The sequence below is a fragment of the Bacteroides sp. MSK.18.37 genome (genome assembly GCF_019129155.2).
Lineage (GTDB): Bacteria > Bacteroidota > Bacteroidia > Bacteroidales > Bacteroidaceae > Bacteroides > Bacteroides ovatus.
Window position 1 is genome coordinate 3190017 of the sequence record NZ_JAHOIB020000001.1, and the last position, 23332, is coordinate 3213348.

The 23332-nt window shown below is 43.6% G+C and carries 12 protein-coding genes; 11 read left to right on the plus strand and 1 reads right to left on the minus strand.

What is annotated here, in order from left to right:
- The first annotated feature begins 54 nt into the window (after positions 1-54).
- From KSX81_RS12745 to KSX81_RS12755, 3 genes are all read left to right on the plus strand, one after another.
- Entirely contained in the window at positions 55-1062 is a 1008-nt protein-coding gene (locus tag KSX81_RS12745) for a family 43 glycosylhydrolase (protein ID WP_004298463.1), read from the plus strand.
- An 80-nt stretch (positions 1063-1142) separates the two neighbouring features.
- The gene (locus KSX81_RS12750) at positions 1143-2738 is read left to right on the plus strand and encodes a glycoside hydrolase family 30 protein (protein WP_004298461.1); all 1596 of its coding nucleotides are present in this window, start codon (positions 1143-1145) and stop codon (positions 2736-2738) included.
- A 110-nt stretch (positions 2739-2848) separates the two neighbouring features.
- A complete protein-coding gene (locus tag KSX81_RS12755) occupies positions 2849-3169 on the plus strand; it encodes a hypothetical protein (RefSeq protein ID WP_004298459.1) in 321 nt (106 codons plus the stop codon).
- A gap of 200 nt (positions 3170-3369) precedes the next feature.
- Here KSX81_RS12755 and KSX81_RS12760 read toward each other — a convergent pair whose 3' ends face one another.
- Positions 3370-5730 carry a glycoside hydrolase family 3 protein gene (locus KSX81_RS12760; protein WP_004322977.1) on the minus strand — a complete coding sequence of 787 codons (2361 nt, stop codon included), beginning with the start codon at positions 5728-5730 and terminating at the stop codon, positions 3370-3372.
- Positions 5731-6014: 284 nt separating this feature from the next.
- Between KSX81_RS12760 and KSX81_RS12765 the strand changes: the two genes are divergently transcribed.
- From KSX81_RS12765 to KSX81_RS12800, 8 genes are all read left to right on the plus strand, one after another.
- Positions 6015-7604, plus strand: coding sequence for a glycoside hydrolase family 43 protein (locus KSX81_RS12765; RefSeq protein ID WP_217725464.1), 1590 nt, complete (start codon positions 6015-6017; stop codon positions 7602-7604).
- Between the two features lie 168 nt (positions 7605-7772).
- Positions 7773-9353 carry a glycoside hydrolase family 43 protein gene (locus KSX81_RS12770; RefSeq protein WP_004298447.1) on the plus strand — a complete coding sequence of 527 codons (1581 nt, stop codon included), beginning with the start codon at positions 7773-7775 and terminating at the stop codon, positions 9351-9353.
- Positions 9354-9525: 172 nt separating this feature from the next.
- Positions 9526-11034, plus strand: a complete 1509-nt coding sequence (locus KSX81_RS12775; protein WP_004298445.1) for a cellulase family glycosylhydrolase — start codon at positions 9526-9528, stop codon at positions 11032-11034.
- A gap of 25 nt (positions 11035-11059) precedes the next feature.
- Positions 11060-14233 (plus strand): SusC/RagA family TonB-linked outer membrane protein, encoded by a 3174-nt coding sequence (locus tag KSX81_RS12780; RefSeq protein ID WP_004298443.1) that lies wholly within the window; start codon positions 11060-11062, stop codon positions 14231-14233.
- Between the two features lie 23 nt (positions 14234-14256).
- Entirely contained in the window at positions 14257-15885 is a 1629-nt protein-coding gene (locus KSX81_RS12785; RefSeq protein WP_004322979.1) for a RagB/SusD family nutrient uptake outer membrane protein, read from the plus strand.
- Positions 15886-15898: 13 nt separating this feature from the next.
- Positions 15899-17368: a glycan-binding surface protein gene (locus KSX81_RS12790; protein ID WP_004298439.1), complete on the plus strand. Its 1470-nt coding sequence runs from the start codon at positions 15899-15901 to the stop codon at positions 17366-17368.
- Between the two features lie 66 nt (positions 17369-17434).
- Positions 17435-19198 (plus strand): glycoside hydrolase family 9 protein, encoded by a 1764-nt coding sequence (locus tag KSX81_RS12795; RefSeq protein WP_004298437.1) that lies wholly within the window; start codon positions 17435-17437, stop codon positions 19196-19198.
- 64 nt (positions 19199-19262) lie between these two features.
- Positions 19263-23303 (plus strand): two-component regulator propeller domain-containing protein, encoded by a 4041-nt coding sequence (locus tag KSX81_RS12800; RefSeq protein WP_004298434.1) that lies wholly within the window; start codon positions 19263-19265, stop codon positions 23301-23303.
- Positions 23304-23332: the final 29 nt, after the last annotated feature.

Below are 23332 nucleotides of genomic sequence, written 5' to 3' on the forward strand. Positions count from 1 at the left end.
ATAATACTTGAGGGGGAAGTATCGCAACCTGATATTTCCCCCTTTATCTAATGAATGAAAATAATGATAGTAACGATTAAACAAACTCTAATTGCGTTCGGTCTGATGTTAGCAGTAACGTTCCCTGCTTTTTCACAATCCAATAATCCTATATTGCCGGGTTTTCATGCCGATCCTGAAATTTTGTATTCCAATAAGACAAAGAAGTACTACATTTATTCTACCACAGACGGTCAGCCTGGATGGGGTGGTTGGTATTTTACTGTTTTTTCGTCTGTCGATCTGAAGAACTGGAAGGACGAAGGAGTGATGCTGGATTTAAAATCAGATCAGGTACCTTGGGCGGATGGTAATGCGTGGGCGCCATGTATAGAGGAAAAGTTAGTAGGAGATCAATATAAATATTTCTTTTATTACAGTGGAAATCCTAAAGCAGGAGGAGGAAAGCAGATCGGAGTGGCTATAAGTGATTCGCCTGCCGGACCGTTTGTTGACTTGGGACATCCTATTATAACAGATTCACCTACAGGACACGGGCAACAGATTGATGTGGACGTGTTCACCGATCCGGCTTCGGGGAAGTCATATTTGTATTGGGGAAACGGTTATATGGCAGGTGCAGAGCTTAATGATGATATGATTTCAATTAAGAAAGAGACTATCACGGTGATGACTCCCGAAGGAGGAACGCTACAGGATTATGCTTACCGTGAGGCTGCTTATGTGTTTTATCGTAACGGGCTTTACTATTTCATGTGGTCGGTAGACGATACCGGCTCTCCTAATTATCATGTAGCTTATGGCACTTCGACATCACCTTTGGGACCGATTAAAGTAGCTAAGAACCCTGTCGTATTGATCCAAAACCCGGAAAAGGAAATATATGGCCCTGCTCATAATTCCATCTTGCAAGTTCCCGGTACTGATAAGTGGTATATTGTTTATCATCGCATTAATAAGAATTATCTGAAGAGTGATCCCGGTGTTCATCGTGAAGTATGCATAGATCGCATGGAATTTAATGAAGATGGGAGCATTAAACAAGTAATACCCACCCGTTAGTTATATCTTTTCGGATTTCAATAGATTGTTTGTATGTTTTTAGAACCGTATTGTGTGATTTGAATAATTAAAGATTTTAGATGAATAGGATGAAAGGTAAAAAGATTTTAGCCGCTTTAGGCTTCTTCTCAATAGCCGGTGCGGCAGGTGGATGTTCCCAACCTGCCCCCAATATACGTTATCAGATAGAAACAGACCAACCCTGTCAGACGATGGCATACTTTAGTGCTTCCGATGCCTGGAGTATGCAATTCATCGGGCTTTGGCCGCAGGAGAAACAAAACCAAATAGCCGACTGGCTGTTCAGCACGGAGAATGACGCCAACGGACAACCGAAAGGTATCGGACTGTCACTCTGGCGTTTCAATGTCGGAGCAGGTAGCACGGAGCAAGGAGAGGACAGTCAAATTGCTTCCCCCTGGATGCGTGCCGAATGTTTCCTGAATCCCGACGGAACATACGACTGGAACAAGCAACAAGGTCAACGCAACTTTCTGAAACTGGCTAAAGAACGGGGAGTCAGCAAATTTCTGGCTTTCCTGAACTCTCCTCCCGTATATTACACACAGAACGGATTGGCTACCAACACCGGCCGTGGAGGTACGGCGAACCTGAAACCGGATTGTTATGAAAAGTACGCTCGTTTTCTGGCTGATGTAGTGCAGGGAGTAGAACAACACGATGGCATCAAGTTCAACTATATCTGTCCTTTCAATGAGCCGGACGGACACTGGAACTGGGTCGGTCCGAAGCAGGAAGGCTGTCCGGCAACGAACAGGGAAATAGCCCGCACCGTTCGTCTGTTGAGCAAAGAGTTTGTAGACCGGAACATGGATACACAGATTATGGTCAATGAGTCTTCCGATTATCGTTGTATGTTCCGCACTCACGAAACGGATTGGCAACGGGGGTATCAGATTCAGGCTTTCTTCTGTCCGGATAGTGTGGATACGTATTTGGGAGATACTCCGAATGTTCCCCGCCTGATGCTCGGTCATAGTTATTGGACAACGACTCCGTTAAGTGAATTACGTAATATCCGCTGCCAGCTACGGGATACATTAGATAAACATCAAGTTGGTTTCTGGCAAACAGAAACCTGCATCATGGGCAATGATGAAGAAATTGGTGGTGGAAATGGTTTCGACCATACGATGAAAACAGCACTCTATGTGGCACGTATCATTCATCACGATATTGTGTATGCCAAAGCTGAAAGCTGGCAATGGTGGCGTGCTATTGGTGGTGATTATAAGGATGGATTGATTCGCGAATATACTACGGATGATAACTTCCTGGATGGCAGAGTGGAAGACTCCAAACTGATGTGGGCTTTAGGTAATTATAGTCGTTTTATTCGTCCGGGGGCAGTCCGGTTGTCCGTTTCGGCTTTCGATCAAACAGACGCTTTGATTCCTGATGGCGACACCGATCAGCAGGGATTGATGTGTTCTGCTTATAAGAATGTAGACGGAACGTATGTGATGGTAGTGATTAATTATGCCAATGAAGAAAAAGAGTTTTCTATTCATAAAAGAAAAGTAGGAAATGCACAATGGCAGATTTATTGTACTTCAGATAAAGAAGGGGAAGATTTGCTTCCGGTGGGGACAGTGAAAAGTGGAAAGATTGTTCAGATTCCGGCACGTTCTATTATAACGCTTCAGAGCAAATAATTAAAAACGGCTTTGTATTTTTATTTCTTTTTGAAAGTTGTACATTTGTGTGTCCGTCCATTACTACGAAGGTAATGGACGGACGCAATGCATAAACAAGGAGGTCTTTTATGGACAATAGAGGAAATATTGTCATTTATCAGACAAAGGATGGGAAAACTTCCATTGATGTAAAGTTGGAGAATGAGACGGTGTGGCTGACGCAGGCGCAAATGGCAGACTTATTCCAGAAGGATAGAACTGTCATCGGTAGACATATAAATAATGTATATCGGGAAGGAGAGTTGGAGCGTGATATCACGTGTGCAAAATTCGCACATGTGGGTAGCGATAATGACCAACAATACGTTTGTAGCACTTACGTTAATGATTGCCGAAAGCCGGACGGAAGAAAAGGACGTGATGGTGAAGGTAGTAATCAATTTGATTAATAAGAATAATTGAATTTAGGTCTTATTGATGGATGATATAGGCAATGAGAGATACCTCGTCGCAGGGTATCTCTCATTTATTGTCAGGAATACCATTTTGCTGATGTCAGCAAAATGATAGGTGATAGAGGAATGTGTATTTTTATATGAGAAGAAGATCCTATATGAAGATGTTTATATAGAAATATATAAAAAGAGGTTTATTTGTGGAGCGTATTCTTATTCGGAGTATTCCATACTTTTGTCTGATCGCATACAATATCCATCCATTGGTCACCGCATTTAATCTTGAAATCTCCTTTTTCCAGTCTCCACTTACCGTCATATCCCACAAATGCCAAGTCGCTTCCTTTCAGTTTCAGCGTAACCGTCTTTGTTTCTCCCGGTTCCAGAGAAACCTTTTCGAAGTTTCGTAAACGGATATTGTCCGGTGTGCTGCTTGCCACTAAGTCCTTAGAGAACAATAACACACTCTCTTTTCCGGCAACTTTGCCCGTGTTGGTTACGTCAACCGTGAATATCAGTTCGTCGTCAGCATTAAAAGTCGGTTTATTTACTTTTAAATTGCTGTACTTATAATTCGTATAGCTTAATCCGAAACCGAACGGCCATTGAATATCCATCACCGAATCATAATTGTAGTTACCTCCCATTTGCCCCATGTTTTCGCAAGGCTTGTAGTCATAAGTTGCCAAAGCGTTGATAAGTCGGGGATAGGTGAACGGCATTTTTCCACTGAAGTTGGCATCACCGGCCAATAAGTTAGCAAGTGCATCACCACCGTAATTGCTTGGCAACATGATGTTGACAACCGCTTTAGCTAAAGGCACTATATCGTTGATAATACGTGGACGTCCCTGATTCAGAACCAGGACAATAGGTTTGCCCGTAGCGGCCAGAGCTTTTACCAGATTGCGCTGGTTTTCTGATAAGGTAAGATCCGTCAGGTTGCCCGGAGTTTCGCAATAAGAGTTTTCACCGATGCAGGTGATGATAATATCCGCTTGTGCTGCCGCTGCCACAGGTTTTTCAATTTCCGGTTTGTTTTCTTCCCACCAATTATCGTTTTTGTAAGAAGCATAGGTCACTCCCGGTTCATAGATAATATTCTCTTTTCCGTATTTCTCACACAAAGCCTCGTAGATGGTATGATATGCCTGCGCATACTCATCAGCAACGTGTCCCTGCCAGCTATACGACCATCCGCCGTTCAGACAACGCATCGAGTTTGCGTTCGGACCGGTCAGCAGAATCTTTTTGCCTTTCGCTATCGGCAGGATATTTCCGTCATTCTTTAGCAACACTTCCGATTCCTCGGCAGCCTGCAGGGCAACAGCTGCAAATTCCTTAGAACCGAACTTGTCATACTTCTTAATGTCCCAATATGGATGGTCAAATAATCCCAGACGATATTTCAGACGCAACACACGGGCTACTGCATCATCGATACGCTCCATAGATACCTCTCCTTCTTCAACCAACTCTTTCAGATAATCGCAGAAACTCACTTCATAAGGAACCATCGACATGTCGATACCAGCATTGATGGCAATCTTGACAGCCTCTTTCTTGGTGGCAGCGATGTGATCCCGGGTACAGAGATTGTTAATGTCCGCCCAGTCTGTAACAATCAGTCCGTCCCAGTTCAAGTCTTCTTTCAGCCATTCGGTCAGCAACTCACGGTTGGCGTGAAAAGGCAGTCCGTTGTCAACGCCGGAGTTTACCATTACGCTCAATGCACCCTGACGTACAGCGGCAAGGAAAGGAGCGAAATGTTTTTCACGCATATCACTGCGTGAGATGGAAGATGGAGTACGGTCTTTACCGGAAACAGGTACACCGTAACCCATATAATGCTTCATGCACGCAGCTACATTGTATTCTCCGATACGGTTCGGGTCTTCTCCCTGAAAACCTTTCACGGCCGATACACCCATTTCTGCGTTTACATAACAATCTTCACCATAGTTCTCCCACATACGTGCCCAGCGCGGGTCGCGGCCTAAGTCGACTACCGGGGCGAACGTCCAGGGGATGCAGCCTGCTTTCGTTTCATAAGCGGAGATTTTGGCACCTCTTCTCGTTAGCTCGCGGTTGAAGGTGGCTCCCATGTTGATGCCTTGCGGAAACATCGTTCCGTCCAATGTGTAAGTCGTTCCATGAATCTGATCTACCCCATAGATGCAGGGAATACCGATCTCCTTCATCGATTTCTCCTGTATCTGTTTGATGGCTTCCGCCCACTTTTCCTTTTTCTGTGCTACCCCTAAAGGAACATTCAACAGTGAACCTACTTTATATTTACCGATAACCGTGTCGAGCATTGCCTCGCTAAGGCAGAATCCTTTCTTACGACTGGTTTCAAGATCGGATACCACATCAATCGTGATTTCACACATCTGACCGATCTTTTGTTCGAGAGTCATTTTCTGAAGCCATTCCCGGATATGAGTTTCAATAGCCGGATCGGTCGGGATGACAGGAGAGGCAGTCTGTGCATGAGGCGTAAGACAAGTACCGGCAAAGGCTGATACTAATACCATTTTCTTAATGTTTTTCATGAGTTGATATTTTTAGAGTGAGACTTTAATTCTATTACAAATGTAGGAAGAATTGCAGTCACCCGAAAGGGCGAAATGCAATTGAATACAAATCATGCCCCAATAAAATACATTCTATTCTCTTCTATGCCTTGCGAGACTTTCCGAATGTAACATTATTGCCTTATATTTGAAACGAAAAACGCTATCCTGAAAGAAAACGTTCCGCACCTTGAAACATAACGAACCTTGTTTCTGCCGGATTATGGTGAACTTTGCCATCAGTACAAACTTTAAAAATAAGAATGATGAAGAACAGTTGCAGACTTTTATTAATCTTAATCGGATTATGGATGGCTAATGTCTCCCTCGCACAAAAGACATTCAGGAACCCCATTATCACAGGAATGAATCCCGACCCGAGCATTTGCAGGGTGGGAGATGATTTTTACCTGGTTACTTCTACCTTTGAATATTTTCCCGGTCTGCCGGTTTATCATAGTAAAGACCTTGTTCATTGGAAACTGATCGGTCATGCCCTGTCCCGCCCGGAAAATAATCCGTTGATGGGATGCAATGCCTCCACCGGCGGACAGTATGCTCCGACGTTACGATACCATGACGGTACATTCTATGTGATTGGCACGAACTATGGAGGAAAAGGTTCGCAAGGAGTATTCTATGTGACGGCGAAGAATCCTGCAGGTCCCTGGTCTGATCCGGTATGGGTGGGGAACTGGTATGTAGATCCGTCTATTGAGTTTATCGACGGAAAGATGTACTTTTTGAGTCCGGATAATCAAGGCAGCTTCCTGTTGGGAGTGATGGACCCCGAAACCGGAACGTTTGTGGAACCTTTGAGAAAAGTAGCTTTCGGTCTGGGAGGCTCTTCACCGGAAGGACCTCATTTCTATAAAATAGGTGATTATTACTATATCATGTCTGCCGAAGGAGGAACGGGCTACGAGCACCGGGAAGTCATACAACGGAGTAAATCCCCTTGGGGACCGTATGAGCCCAGTCCTGTAAATCCTGTCCTGTCGAATATGAACTGTCCCGATCATCCTTTCCAGGCGATAGGTCATGCCGACCTCGTCCAACTGAAAGATGGAAGCTGGTGGGCAATTTGTCTGGGAATAAGACCAGTGAACGGCAAGTACCAGCATTTAGGGCGTGAAACTTTCCTAGCACCTGTGACGTGGAATGCCGACGGCTGGCCTAAGGTGGGTAAAGATGGTGTTGTACAGGAAACATATCTCTTCCCCAACCTGCCGTCACACGTTTGGATGGAACAACCGGTTCGTGATGATTTCGATGCGGAAACGCTGGGGTTGGACTGGACTTTTATCCGCAATCCTGCTCATTCGTTCTGGTCATTGACGGAGAAGCCGGGTTCGCTGCGTCTGAAAGGAACAGCAATCAACTTCACAACGAATGATTCTCCTTCTTTTATCGGCCGCCGGCAGGCTGCTTTCAATCTGACTGCATCTGCAAAAGTCAACTTTATTCCGAAAGTGGAAAATGAAGAGGCGGGACTGGTAGTAAGAGCGGATGATAAGAATCATTATGACCTGCTGATAACGGAGCGGAACGGACAGCGGGTTGCCATGATCCGTAAAACTTTGAAGGATAAAGTGGTCGATACCACCTGCAAAGAACTTCCTGCTACCGGAGAGGTGATCTTATCCATCACCGCCACCGAGACGACCTATACGTTTGAGATAAAGGCAGCCCACGTTTCTGCTATATTGGGAACAGCTTCCACGCGTGATGTCTCCAATGAAGTGGTAGGTGGATTTACCGGTGTATTTATAGGTATGTATGCATCCGGTAATGGGCAGGCAAATACAAATCCGGCCGACTTTGACTGGTTCGATTTTCGCTGCTTGGACTAAGCTGAAGAGGGTTGAAAACAAATCATACGCAAAAGGGAAACATTCTGTGCGTATGGGTAAAACATTTGGCAGACCGGGTGTGAACGAAATACCATATTTCCTTTGGGAAAAACATCTACTTTTGTATCGTCGGCTGGCAAAAGATGTTTAACTCTTAAATTATATAATATGCGAAACGCTTTATTCCTTATTTTTATTTCGCTTTGTTCCGTATGCAAGTCATCAGCTCAAGGTTACAGTAATCCTGTAATCCCCGGTTTCCATCCCGATCCGAGTGTTTGCAAGGCAGGGGATGATTATTATTTAGTCAACAGCAGCTTTCAATATTTCCCCGGAGTGCCTTTGTTTCACAGTAAAGACCTTGTGCATTGGGAGCAGATAGGAAACTGTCTGACCCGTCCGTCCCAGCTTGATCTGACTAATGCTAATTCGGGAAGCGGTATTTTCGCTCCTACCATTCGTTACAATGATGGAGTGTTTTACATGATTACGACTAATGTCTCCGGTAAGGGGAATTTCCTGGTACATACTACTGATCCCCGTAGTGAATGGTCGGAACCAGTCTGGCTCGAGCAAGGAGGCATCGATCCTTCGCTTTATTTTGAGGATGGCAAATGTTTTATGGTCAGTAATCCGGATGGATACATCAACCTGTGTGAGATTGACCCCATGACAGGCAAACAGCTTTCTTCTTCCAAACGAATATGGAACGGCACTGGAGGCAGATATGCCGAGGGTCCGCACATTTATAAGAAAGACGGCTGGTACTATCTGCTGATTTCGGAGGGCGGTACGGAATTGGGACATAAAGTAACCATTGCCCGCAGCCGTTACATTGACGGGCCTTATCAGGGAAATCCGGCAAATCCTATTCTGACCCATGCCAATGAATCGGGACAATCCAGTCCGATTCAGGGAACAGGGCATGCTGATCTGGTGGAAGGCACCGATGGTTCTTGGTGGATGGTTTGTCTGGCATACAGAATTATGCCGGGAACTCATCATACATTGGGACGTGAAACGTATCTGGCTCCGGTGCGGTGGGATAAGGACGCCTGGCCTGTAGTCAATAGCAATGGAACCATTTCTTTGAAGATGGACGTCCCTACTCTGCCTCAACAGGAAATGAAAGGCAGACCGGAACGAATAGACTTTAAAGAAGGAAAGCTTTCTCCCGAATGGATTCATCTGCAGAATCCCGAAGCGAAGAATTATATTTTTACCAAAGATGGAAAACTTCGTTTGATAGCGACTCCCGTTACGTTAAGCGATTGGAAAAGCCCTACCTTTGTCGCCTTGCGGCAGGAACATTTTGATATGGAAGCATCCGCTCCGGTAGTCTTGCAGAAAGCGGGAGTGAATGATGAAGCGGGAATTTCCGTCTTTATGGAGTTTCATTCTCACTACGATTTATTTGTCCGTCAGGATAAGGATCGGAAACGTTCTGTTGGCTTGCGATATAAACTGGGAGAGATTACCCATTATGCCAAAGAAGTTTCCCTACCGACGGATGGTGAGGTGGAACTGGTGGTGAAGTCGGATATCAATTACTATTATTTTGGTTATAAAGTGAATGGAATATATCATGATCTGGGTAAGATGAACACGCGTTATCTAAGCACTGAAACAGCAGGCGGATTTACCGGAGTCGTATTGGGGCTTTACATTACATCAGCTTCTAAAGATTCGAAGGCGTATGCTGATTTTGAGTACTTTAAGTATAAAGGGAAACCGGGAGAAAACAAATGAATCCCTTTTATAAAACAAATTCACCCCATCGTTTCCAAAACGCTCCCTATATGAATAACATTACAGAAGTGAAGTTACATGTCGAATACATAATTTTGTGGTGTAGAAAACAAATGTGTTTTGATGAGGCAAGGTTAACGGTTTTAAATTTAATCTAATAGTATAGAAGAATATGGAAAAACAGTCATTTAGTGATGGATTATTTAGTCCATTGGGTATTAAACGAGTCATATTTATGCTGGTGTTGCTCACCACCTCTTTTATATCATGTAGCAACAGTGATGAAAAAGGAGGAAGTCTGGAAGTGGCACAGGAATATCGTAATCTGGAGTTTGACGCTCGTGGAAGCAGGCAGACTATTCAGATAGACGGTCCGGCCGAATGGCATATCAGTACTTCGGAAAGTTGGTGTAAAAGTTCACATACTATCGGTGAAGGAAAACAATATGTAAATATCACAGTAGAGGCCAATGATACGCAGAAAGAGAGGACGGCTACCGTCACCGTTTCGGCGAGTGGCGCTCCTGATATTATTATCAATGTAAAGCAGTCCCTATATAGCGTACCTGCATACGATGAATACATTGCACCTGATAATACAGGGATGCGTGATTTGACTTCCATGCAACTGTCGGCATTGATGAAAGCCGGAGTGAATGTAGGGAATACATTTGAGGCGGTGATTGTGGGAAATGACGGAAGTCTTTCCGGCGATGAAACGTGTTGGGGAAATCCTACACCGAACAAGGTTCTTTTCGAGGGTATCAAAGCAGCGGGCTTTGATGTCGTGCGTATACCGGTAGCTTATTCTCATCAGTTTGAAGATGCGGCAACGTATAAGATTAAGAGTGCATGGATGGATAAGGTGGAGGCTGCCGTGAAAGCTGCGCTTGATGCCGGTCTCTATGTTATTATCAATATCCACTGGGAAGGTGGCTGGCTGAACCATCCGGTAGATGCCAATAAAGAAGCTCTGGATGAAAGACTGGAAGCGATGTGGAAACAGATCGCCTTAAGATTCAGAGACTATGACGACCGTCTGCTCTTTGCCGGAACCAATGAGGTGAATAATGACGACGCTAACGGTGCGCAGCCTACAGAGGAGAATTACCGGGTACAGAATGGTTTCAATCAGGTGTTTGTCAATACGGTTAGAGCTACCGGAGGACGTAATCATTACCGTCATCTGATTGTGCAGGCATATAATACCGATGTGGCGAAAGCGGTCGCGCATTTCACAATGCCGCTCGATATTGTTCAAAATCGTATTTTCCTGGAATGTCATTACTATGATCCTTATGATTTCACAATCATGCCTAACGATGAGAATTTCAAGAGTCAATGGGGAGCTGCGTTTGCAGGTGGAGATGTATCTGCTACCGGACAGGAGGGGGACATAGAGGCTACTTTAAGTTCGCTGAATGTATTTATCAATAATAATGTTCCTGTAATCATCGGCGAATATGGTCCGACATTAAGAGACCAGTTGACCGGAGAGGCTTTGGAGAATCATTTGAAATCGCGTAATGACTATATCGAATATGTAGTGAAAACCTGTGTGAAGAATAAGCTCGTTCCCTTGTACTGGGATGCCGGCTATACCGAAAAACTGTTTGACCGTACTACAGGACAACCGCATAATGCAGCATCCATAGCAGCGATTATGAAAGGATTAAATTGAATATTAACCATTTAAATAAGGTACAATGAATAAACACTTTCTTGGAAAATGTACATTTGTACATTGGTACTGTCTTGCGTTGGCAATATTACTTTGGTTGCCAATAACGATATTGGAGGCTGCTCCTTCACAGAACTTAAAGGTGTCCGGAATAGTAACTTCCGCGACTGACGGAGAACCGTTGATTGGGGTAAGCGTACAAGTGAAAGGTACGTCGACAGGAACTATTACAGACTTGAACGGTAAGTATACGCTGAATGTATCTACCGGACAGACGCTGGTCTTCTCCTACATCGGCTTTATGGAACAGCAGGTTGTTGCAACAAAACCTGTCATTAACGTAGTTCTGAAAGAAGATACTAAAACGTTGGATGAGGTGGTAGTTGTCGGCTATGGAACCATGAAACGAAGTGACTTGACAGGTTCAGTTGTTTCCGTGACCGGAGATGAACTGAAAAAGTCTGTTGTTACTTCTTTAGACCAAGCTTTGCAGGGGCGTGCAGCGGGTGTTTCCGTTACACAAAATTCGGGAGCCCCGGGTGGAGGTATCTCTGTGAGTATTCGTGGTATCAATTCCTTGAATGGTAACGAACCTCTGTATGTGATTGATGGTGTAGCGATTTCCGGTAATACGGACGGTAACTCCAGTGTACTGTCTTCCATTAACCCTTCGGACATCGTTTCTATGGAAATTCTGAAAGATGCTTCGGCTACAGCTATTTATGGTTCGAGAGCTTCCAATGGTGTGGTACTGATTACCACTAATCAGGGTAAAGCCAGTAAGACAAAAGTTTCTTACGAAGGATATTATGGCTTGCAGCAATTACCAAAGAAGTTGGATGTTTTAAATCTGCGCGAATATGCGGAATATCAAAATCTACGCGCTCAAGTACTGGGCTTTGGTGACCGTGAGGAGTTTAAAGATCCCAGCTTACTGGGAGAAGGGACGAACTGGCAGGATGAGATTTTCCGCAATGCATCTATGCACAATCATCAGATCAATATCTCCGGAGGAAATGAGGGAACTACTTATTCACTTTCGGGTGGTTATTTGAGTCAGGATGGTATCGGTATCGGTTCTAGCTTCGAACGTTTCTCTGCCCGTGTCAATATGGATAATAAGATAACGAACTGGCTCTCTACCGGGTTGCGTGCTTCTGTTGCCAAGACGCAGCAGAACAATACGATCGACAATGGTAATATCATCCGCACGGCGATACAGCAGTTGCCCGAAGTACCGGCGAAGAATCCTGACGGTTCATGGGGAATGCAGTCAGAAAACATGTATGGTACTTACTTTACGAATCCGGTAGCAGAAGCGCTGATGCGTGAGAACTACGAAAAGGGATTACAACTCTATGTGGATTTCTTTGCTGATATTACACTTTACAAGGGATTAGTGTTCAGAGCTGAGTATGCAGGCAATTATTATTATAACAACAATTATCAGTATACTCCGTCTTATGACTATGGTCTTTATACCCAAGAGTCATTAGGTAGTCGTAGTGCCAGCAATGGTAGTAACTGGACATTAAAGACTTATCTAACTTATACTAATACTTTCGGTCGACATCAAATTACTGCCATGGCGGGACATGAAGCGCAGGAGAATAATTGGGAATCACTTTCCGGCACCCGGAGTGACTATTTTCTCAACTCTGTTCACGAACTGGACGCGGGTAGCTCACTTACCGCAAAGAATAGTAGTTCCAAAGGTTCTTCTGCTATCGAATCTTACTTCGGTCGTGTTAACTACGGATTTGATGACCGTTATTTGTTGACACTTACTGTACGTGGTGACGGTTCTTCTACGTTTGCTCCGAACAATCGTTGGGGAATATTTCCATCGGCAGCTCTTGCATGGAAGTTGAAGAATGAGAAATTCCTGAAGAACGTCTCTTGGTTGGATAATTTGAAGTTACGTCTGGGTTGGGGATTGGTTGGTAATCAAGCGGCAGAAAACTATGCTTATGGTGTAAAGATGAGAACTGTGGCAACTATTTGGGGAAGCGGATATTATGCGGAGAACTATGGAAACGAAAACTTGAAATGGGAAGAGACTGAAGCATGGAATGCCGGACTAGACATTAATCTTTTTGGTAACCGGGTAGAACTGATTATTGACGGATATTACAAAAACACAGATAATCTGTTAATGAAAGCATCTCTTCCTTCTTATGTTAACGGTGTTATTTCCTCACCGTGGGTAAATGCGGGTGCTATGACCAATAAAGGTCTGGAATTCACGTTGAATACGGTTAATATCAATAAAAATGATTTCATGTGGAGATCAGGACTGACTATTTCATTTAATAGGAATGAGATTACAAAGCTTTACACAGAGACAGCAGGACTTTCCGGTACTATCAACAGTGAGACTTACACCTACTCGGAGGTGGGACAGCCAATAGGACAGTTTTACGGATATAACGTGATAGGCATGTTTACGAAGGAGGATGACTTTTACAAGCGGGATTCTTACGGTAATTATATTCTCGATAAAAATGGTGAGCGTGTGAAAGTGGCTATTCCAAAAGGAAAGAATATCTCTGAAAGTGAGATATGGGTAGGAGACTATATTTATGAGGATATTGACGACAATGGCGTTATTGATGAGAAAGACCGTACCTATTTAGGTAATCCCGAACCGAAGTTCTCTTACGGTTTTAACAACTCGTTTTCTTATAAAGGCTTTGATCTGAATATTTTCATCAATGGTGTATACGGTAATAAAGTGGTGAATATGCTACGTAAAGAATTTACCAATCCGATGAACAACAGTGGAATGTTGAAAGAAGCTGTTAATATCGCCCGTGTGGAACTGATCGATCCATCACAACCGACTACGCTTTCCAATGTCTATGTCTCGAATGCCGGTTCGGCACAAGTACAGCGCATCACTGCTGCCAATGCTAACGATAATAACCGTATGAGCAGCCGCTTTGTAGAAGACGGTTCATATCTTCGTATCAAGAATATCTCGTTAGGTTATACTTTCCCTAAAAAGTGGATAAGTAAGCTCAATATTGACAATCTACGGGTGTATATGAATATCCAGAATGCATTCACTTTTACAAAGTACAAAGGATATGATCCTGAAGTGGGTGCTTACAATTATGATGTGCTGACGCGTGGTATCGATAATGCCCGTTATCCTTCACAACGGATTTATACTTTCGGACTTAACCTTAGTTTCTAACCTGACAAATAATGAGAATATTTATGAAAAGTAAATTATTAGTAATAGCAACTACCGCCCTGCTGTTTGCAGCATGCAGTGACAGTTTTCTGGATAGAGCACCGGAAGGAAACTATGTAGACGCTACATTTTATACTTCTGACGAAGCGTTAGAAGCAGCCACCGCTCCGCTTTACAATCGGGCATGGTTTGATTACAATCAACGTTCCATCGTTCCTATCGGTAGCGGGCGTGCCAATGATATGTACAGTCCCTGGAATTATCCGCAGTTTGTTACTTTCCAAGTGACAGCTTTGGATGAAAATCTGTCGGGTGCATGGAGTGGATTCTACTCGGTAGTAACGATGGCGAACTCTGTAATCAATGCGGTAGAGACGCAGACACAGGGTAGTGTGAGCGAAGCTGCCAAGACAAAGGCAATTGCAGAAGCCCGGTTGATGCGTGCATGTGCATACTTCTATATGTTGCGCATTTGGGGCCCGGTGATTCTCATTGAAGATAACCAGAAGTTGGTTGACAATCCCGTTCGTCCGCTCAATCGTGAAGAAGATGTATTTCAGTTTATTATTAATGATTTGAATTACGCCGTCGATAATTTGTCGGAGCAGAGTGATAAAGGACGGGCTACATCGTGGGCGGCAAAAGGGATATTGGCAAAGGTTTATCTGGCACGTTCGGGCTGGAACAATGGTGGTACGCGTGATGAAGGTGATTTAGAACTTGCCCGTCAATATGCCAGTGATGTGTGTGAGAATAGTGGGTTGGACTTGATGACAAACTACGAAGATCTCTTCAAGTATAAGAACAATAACAATCAGGAATCCCTGCTCGCTATGCAGTGGGTGCCGTTGGGGGAGTGGTATGAATGTAATACCCTCTTGTCTGATTTGGCATTCTCGACCGAGGTGACGGGTGGTGTCAATTGTTGGAGTAGCTATAATGGAAGTATTGATATGCTTCAGCAATACGAGTTGGCAGATACGTTGCGTAGGAACGCTACCTTTTTTACCAAGGGTTCTTATTACTCTTATATTTGCATTAAAGATGGTGGCTATACTTATAAGGGTACTGCTTCTCCTATTAAAAAAGGTGTTCCGGGAGGGCCGGATGACGATAACGACGGTAAGGTGAAACAAATGAATTCGCCACTTAATACTTATATTTTGCGTTTAGCAGATGTCTACTTGACGTATGCGGAAGCTTGTCTGGGTAACAATTCTACGTTGAGTGACGGTCGTGGTCTTTACTTCTTCAACCGTGTACGTGAGCGTGCAAAGATTAATAAAAAGTCTTCCATCACGTTGGATGACATTATCCGCGAACGCCGTGTTGAGTTCGGTATGGAATATTCAAACTGGTATGATATGGTAACTTGGTTCCGTTATTTACCGGACAAGATGCTTAACTACTTTAATAATCAGTGGCGGGGGTACCGGACGGATGCTATCATCAAAGATGAGGACGGAAAATTGCATTTTGGGAAGTATGACACGGATGGAACTACGTTCCTTGAAGGTCCTGAGTATTACACAGCTCCGGAGTTTACTATCAATATTGAAGCAGAGGATATTTTCTTGCCTTATCCGGAATCTGATGTCATCCAGAATCCGTTATTGAACGAACCACCGGTTCCTTATACATTTAACGAATAAATCAGAAGAATTTATGAAATCAATATATAAATATTTAGATACGAGATTGTTCTTGATAGGGTTGTTAGTCCTGCCCTTTTTGGCTGTTGTCTCTTGCCAGAATGACGACGATGATGCTATACCGGTAATTCATTATATAAGAGTAACAGATCCGGCTAAAGCTGATAGTACTTTTACTGATGTAAATCCGGGAACAATGATTGTTGTAGTCGGAGAACATTTGGGTGGAACACAAAAGGTGTATATCAATGATCAGGAGGTTAGTTTCAACAGGAATTATGTAACTTCTACAAGTATCATATTAACGGTTCCTAATGAATTGGAACTGACAGGACAAAATCCTGAGTTGAAAGGTGAAATTCGCATAGAAACAGAGCATGGAGTAGCAGCTTACAATATGCACGTGCTTTCGCCTGCACCTTACATCACCCGTATTTCCGCAACCTATCCTATAAAGCCGGGAGACCAGATGACTGTGATCGGTGGTAACTTCTATGAGGTACAGGCTGTTTATCTTTCTACTGAACAACCGGCAAAGGATGGGACACGCCCTGTTGATGTTCAGGAGATAACAAATTATGAAGTAAATAACAAATATAGTCAAATTACGCTAACAGCTCCGGCAAATCTGCTTGAAGAGGGATATCTTGTGGTAGAGTGCTATACGAGCAGTGCGGTTACAGAGTTTAAGAAGAATGGTCCAAAACCGGTTGTTACTGCTGTCAGTTCGACAATGCCAGTCGTAGGAAGCACGGTTACTATTACTGGACAGAATTTTATTGAGGTATCACGTGTGAATATTAACGGTGAGTTCGACATTCCAGTGGGGGACATCACAACCTCAAACACTTTTGATGAGATTAGTTTTGTATTGCCACAGGCTCCTACCCAGTCCGGCCATATTTCTGTGACTGCGATTGGAGGAACGGTAGAATCTGCAGAAATATTCTATCCTCTAGAAAATGTGATATTGAATTACGATGGAATCGGTAGTCATGTTTGGGGTGATTGCAGTTTTGTAGTAGCAGATGGCTCGTCAGCTCCTTATGTTTCTAATGGAACTTGTCTAGGCATTACCGGAACAGTGAGTGCATCCAATTATTGGTGGAAACAAAGTTATTCCAACGCTCAATGGGTAAATACAAGCATCATTCCAGGAAATATACCGATTGATGATTTGAAATTACAGTTTGAATGTTTTGTGAAAGAAGTATTTACCGGACCTGTTTTCCAAATCGCAATGTGTGAAAACTTTGATGCTGCATTAAATGGGTATGTCCCAGTGAGTTCTTTTACAGGAAAGACAGAGACTGGAAAGTGGATGCAATGTTCCGTATCTTTATCTTCTGTTGTTGCAGATGCTACATATCAAGACTTTTTAAATAGGAACTCTACTCATATAGGCGTATATGCAACGAACCCTGGTAGTAGTCAAGCTACTATTGAAGTTTATTTCGATAACTTCCGCATCGTGAGAAAATAATGATTTGAATGAAATAGGAGAGGGTAGAACGAACCGTTTACCTTCTCCTACTTTTTTAGTAACTGTATGAAAATAGTAAGATACATTGCTCTGTTTGGGATATTGAGTGGGTTGGCGGTTGCGTGCACTCCTTCAACAAGTGTGATACCAAACGATGCTATCCGATTGAATCAACTGGGTTATTATCCCAATCAAGAGAAAATAGCTGTAGTAGACAGCGGAAAAGTTGAAGAGTTTGTAATATGGGATGCTGTTTCCGGTGAACAAGTGTTTGTCGGGAAATCTTTATATACAGCAAAGTCAGCATGGTCGGATAAAACAAGAACAACACTGGATTTTAGTGCTGTAACAACTCCGGGAAAATATATACTGAAGGTGAACGGAGCATCGGTTACTTTCCTAATAAAAGACAGTGTATTATCTCCTCTGGCTGACGCGGCTTTGAAGTCTTTTTATTATCAGCGTACCGCAATGCCGATTGAAGAACAATATGCAGGGCAGTGGCACAGAATGGCCGGGCATCCGGATAATCATGTATTGATACATCCCAGCGCTGCTTCCCCCGATCGTCCTGCGGGAACAATTGTCTCTTCTTCCAAAGGTTGGTATGATGCCGGCGATTATAATAAGTATATTGTGAATTCCGGTTATTCAATAGGTTTGATGCAGTCTATTTATCAGCTGTTTCTGGATTACTTCTCCCGGCAAAAGATAAATATCCCGGAGAGCAATAACCATACCCCCGACTTACTGGACGAAATGCAATTTAACTTGGATTGGATGTTAACAATGCAAGATCCCGAAGATGGAGGAGTATATCATAAACTGACCACCCCCTTTTTTGAAGGTTTTGTGAAACCTGTGGACTGTAAACAACAACGTTATGTCGTGCAGAAATCAGTCACTGCCGCTTTAGATTTTGCAGCAGTCATGGCACAGTCCTCCCGTCTGTTTGCCTCTTATGAAGAAGATTATCCGGGATTCTCCAAACGTGCTCTACTGGCAGCGGAGAAGGCTTATGCCTGGGCGGAAAAGCATCCGGAAGCCTATTATAATCAGAATCTGCTCAATCAGAAGTATCAACCGGCAATAGCTACCGGAGAATATGGTGACACACATGCAGACGATGAATTTTTCTGGGCGGCTAGCGAACTCTATTTCTCAACCGGAAAAGAGATATACCGGGAAGAAGCAATAAAAAAGGCTCCCCAAATATACACAGCTCCGGGATGGGGCAACACGTTCGCATTAGGTATATTTGCATGGCTTCAACCAGGCAGAGAGTTAAATGAAGCCGACCGTCGTTTTGCCGATTCATTGAAAACGGAACTTTTGAAATATGCGGATAAAGTCATAGAAGGAGCCGAACAGACCCCATTTCACGCTCCTTATGGTAATGATGCTAAAGATTTCTTTTGGGGATGCCTTGCGGAGAAATGTATGAATCAGGGTGTATCGTTGATGTACGCTTATCTCCAGACTGGCAAAGACGTTTATTTGACTAATGCCTATAGAAACATGGATTATATATTGGGGCGAAATGCAACGGGTTTCTGTTATGTGACAGGGCTTGGAACGAAGAGTCCGAAGCATCCTCATCACCGCCTTTCGGCTTCGGACGACATAGAAGACCCTATTCCCGGATTTCTTGTTGGAGGACCTAACCCAGGACAGCAGGACGGGGCTTTTTATCCTACTGCCAGTCCGGATGAGTCGTATGTAGATACGGAAGATTCGTATGCTTCCAATGAAGTAGCCATTAACTGGAACGCTGCTTTGGTTGCATTAGCTTCTTCGTTGGATGCGCTTGCTGTTTATTCTGTCAAATAATCCGTAGGCTCTTTTTCTTGGCTGTTTGATAATATTTTATTTCCTTTGTACAAATCTGAAAAACATGATAAGAAAGAGCCTTTTATTGTTAGCTTTACTTCTCGCTTCGTGGATTGTGTCTGCACAATCATACTTGTTCAAGCATCTGGAAGTGTCGGACGGATTGTCTAATAATTCTGTGAATACTATTTATAAAGATCGTGATGGGTTCATGTGGTTCGGTACGACTACCGGACTGAACCGCTATGACGGATATACTTTCAAGATCTACCAGCATGCCGAGAATGAGCCGGGATCTTTACCGGATAATTACATTACCGATATTGTGGAAATGCCTGACGGACGGTTTTGGATAAATACCGCCCGGGGGTATGTATTATTTGATAAGGAGCGGGATTACTTTATCACTGATGTTACCGGATTTATGAAAAATCTGGAGTCATGGGGAGTTCCGGAACAGGTTTTTGTAGACCGGGAAGGGAATACGTGGCTTAGTGTGGCAGGTGAAGGATGTTACCGTTACAAGGAGGGTGGAAAGAGACTCTTCTTTTCGTATACGGAACATTCGTTGCCGGAGTATGGAGTGACACAAATGGCGGAATGTAGTGACGGAATCTTGTTGATTTATAATACGGGACTGCTTGTCTGTCTGGATCGTGCCACATTGGCGATTAAATGGCAGTCTGATGAAATTAAGAAATATATTCCGGGAGGAAAGACGATAGAACTTTCGCTTTTTGTAGATAGAGACAATTGCATCTGGGCATACAGTCTTATGGGAATCTGGGCGTATGATTGCGGAACAAAAAGTTGGCGGACAGATTTGACCGGTATCTGGTCGTCACGTCCGGACGTAATTATTCATGCGGTGGCACAGGATATAGAAGGCAGGATTTGGGTTGGAAAGGATTATGACGGCATAGACGTGCTTGAGAAAGAAACGGGGAAAGTGACTTCTCTTGTTGCCCACGATGACAATGGACGGAGCTTGCCTCATAATACAATTTATGACTTATATGCTGACAGGGATGGTGTCATGTGGGTAGGTACTTATAAGAAGGGGGTATCTTATTATAGTGAAAGCATCTTTAAGTTCAATATGTATGAATGGGGAGATATAACTTGCATAGAACAGGCGGATGAAGATAGACTGTGGCTCGGAACGAACGACCATGGGATTCTTTTGTGGAATCGCTCTACAGGAAAGGCGGAACCTTTCTGGAGAGACGCCGAAGGACAATTGCCGAATCCCGTCGTGTCTATGTTGAAATCGAAAGACGGCAAATTATGGGTAGGGACATTCAATGGGGGATTGTATTGTATGAATGGTTCCCAGGTACGTTCTTATAAGGAAGGTACCGGAAACGCTTTGGCGAGTAATAATGTCTGGGCATTGGTGGAGGATGATAAGGGAAGAATCTGGATTGCTTCCTTGGGAGGCGGTTTGCAATGTTTGGAACCGTTATCCGGTACTTTTGAAACTTATACCAGTAACAACTCGGCTCTGCTGGAGAATAATGTAACCTCTTTGTGTTGGGTAGATGATAATACATTGTTTTTCGGAACTGCCAGTCAGGGAGTAGGCACGATGGATATGCGCACTCGAGAAATAAAAAAGATTCAAGGCCAGAGCGATAGTATGAAATTGTCGAACGATGCGGTGAATCATGTATATAAAGATAGCCGGGGATTGGTATGGATTGCTACCCGTGAGGGATTGAATGTGTATGATACGAGGCGTCATATGTTTCTGGATCTGTTTCCTGTTGTAGAGGCCAAAGGAAATTTTATTGCGGCAATTACGGAAGATCAGGAGCGTAATATGTGGGTATCGACCAGCAGGAAGGTGATTCGGGTAACAGTGGCTTCCGATGGAAAAGGGAGTTACCTTTTTGATTCCAGGGCTTACAATAGTGAGGACGGATTGCAGAACTGTGATTTTAACCAGCGTTCAATCAAAACGTTACACAATGGAATCATTGCGATTGGTGGCCTGTATGGAGTCAATATTTTTGCTCCGGATCATATACGCTATAATAAAATGCTGCCTAATGTGATGTTTACAGGTCTTTCGTTGTTTGATGAGGCAGTGAAAGTGGGGCAGTCGTATGGCGGAAGAGTGTTGATAGAAAAAGAGTTGAACGATGTAGAAAATGTAGAGTTCGATTATAAGCAGAATATTTTCAGTGTGTCTTTTGCTTCGGACAACTATAATTTGCCGGAGAAAACTCAATATATGTATAAGTTGGAAGGGTTCAATAATGACTGGTTAACCCTGCCAGTAGGAGTACACAATGTGACTTTTACGAATCTTGCCCCAGGAAAGTATGTTTTGAGAGTGAAAGCGATCAATAGCGACGGTTATGTCGGCATAAAGGAAGCCACGCTGGGTATTGTAGTCAATCCTCCTTTCTGGATGTCGTGGTGGGCTTATTTGTTGTATGCTGCCGGTTTGGTGGTCGTGCTTTTCCTGGCGCGCTACCGGATGCTGAAACGTGAACGTGAGAAGTTTCATCTTCAGCAGATAGAAAATGAGGTGGCGAAGAATGAAGAAATCAATAATATGAAATTCCGTTTCTTCACGAACGTCAGCCATGAATTGCGTACACCGCTTACCTTGATTATTTCTCCTTTGGAGGGAATGTTGAAAGAAACGACCGATGAATTGCAGAGTACACGTTTGCAATTGATGTATCGTAATGCGCAACGGTTGTTACATCTGGTCAATCAACTGCTCGATTTCCGTAAAGGAGAGATGAGTACTCATCAGTTGTCTCTGTCGGAAGGAGATATCATTTCGTATGTGCATAGTGTTTGCAACTCTTTCCTGTTGATGGCGGATAAGAAACATATTCAATTCTCTTTCTTTTCGGGTATAGATACATTCTCGATGGCTTTTGATGCTGACAAGGTAGGGAAGATTGTGATGAATCTGCTTTCCAATGCTTTTAAGTTTACTCCTGAAGGAGGACGTGTGACGGTGATGATAGAGCATGTGACAGGAACTCCTGATACACTGGAAATCAAGATTGCCGATACCGGAATAGGAATTAGCGATGTGGACAAGGAACATATCTTCGACCGTTTCTATCAGGCGGATCATAAAGGAGTAGAGGAAACTACCGGAAATGGTATCGGATTGAGCCTGGTACGTGACTTTGTCACTTTGCATGAAGGAGAAGTGAAGGTATTCGATAATATAGGGACGGGGTCTGTTTTCGTTATTCAGTTCCCGGTAAAACATGTGGAGACACAAGTACAGTTACCGGAAGAAACGGGCATGTCGGTTGGGGATGAAGAAGATAGGGAAATGAAAGAGGAAGTCAGGGAAGAGACCGGACGCAAGGATTCCCCTTTGCTGCTGGTGGTAGATGATAATGAAGACTTCCGTATCTTTATGCGTTATAGTCTGGAATTACAGTATCGTGTCAAACTGGCTGTGAATGGTAACGAAGCATGGGAGATGATGCAGGAAGAATTACCCGATCTGGTTATCAGTGATGTAATGATGCCCCAAATGGACGGCAATGAGCTGTGTCGCCTGATTAAGCAGGACAAGCGTACTGCGCATATCCCTGTGATTTTGCTGACAGCGCGGCAGAATACCGAAGCGAAGTTGGAGGGATTGCAGACAGGAGCGGACGACTATGTAACGAAGCCGTTCAATATGACTATCCTTGTGTTGCGTATCCGTAAACTGATAGAACTAAGCCGTTATCATCGTGTCACCCAGGGAATGATTGATCCTGCACCTAGCGAGATTGTGATTACTTCACTGGATGAAAAGTTGATAGAGAAAGCAATCAAATATGTGGAGGATAATATGTCACGTACTGAACTTTCGGTAGAGGAACTTAGCCGGGAACTGGGTATGAGCCGCGTGCATCTGTATAAGAAATTGCTTCAGATCACAGGAAAGACACCTATTGAGTTTATCCGCGTGATTCGCTTGAAACGGGCGGCGCAATTATTGCGTGAAAGCCAGCTTCATGTGTCCGAAGTAGCTTTCGAAGTAGGCTTCAATAATCCTAAATATTTCAGCCGTTATTTCAAGGATGAATTTGGTGTTTTACCCTCCGTTTACCAGGAAAAAGAAGGGAAATAACAAATGATACCTCTGAAAAAAACATATCG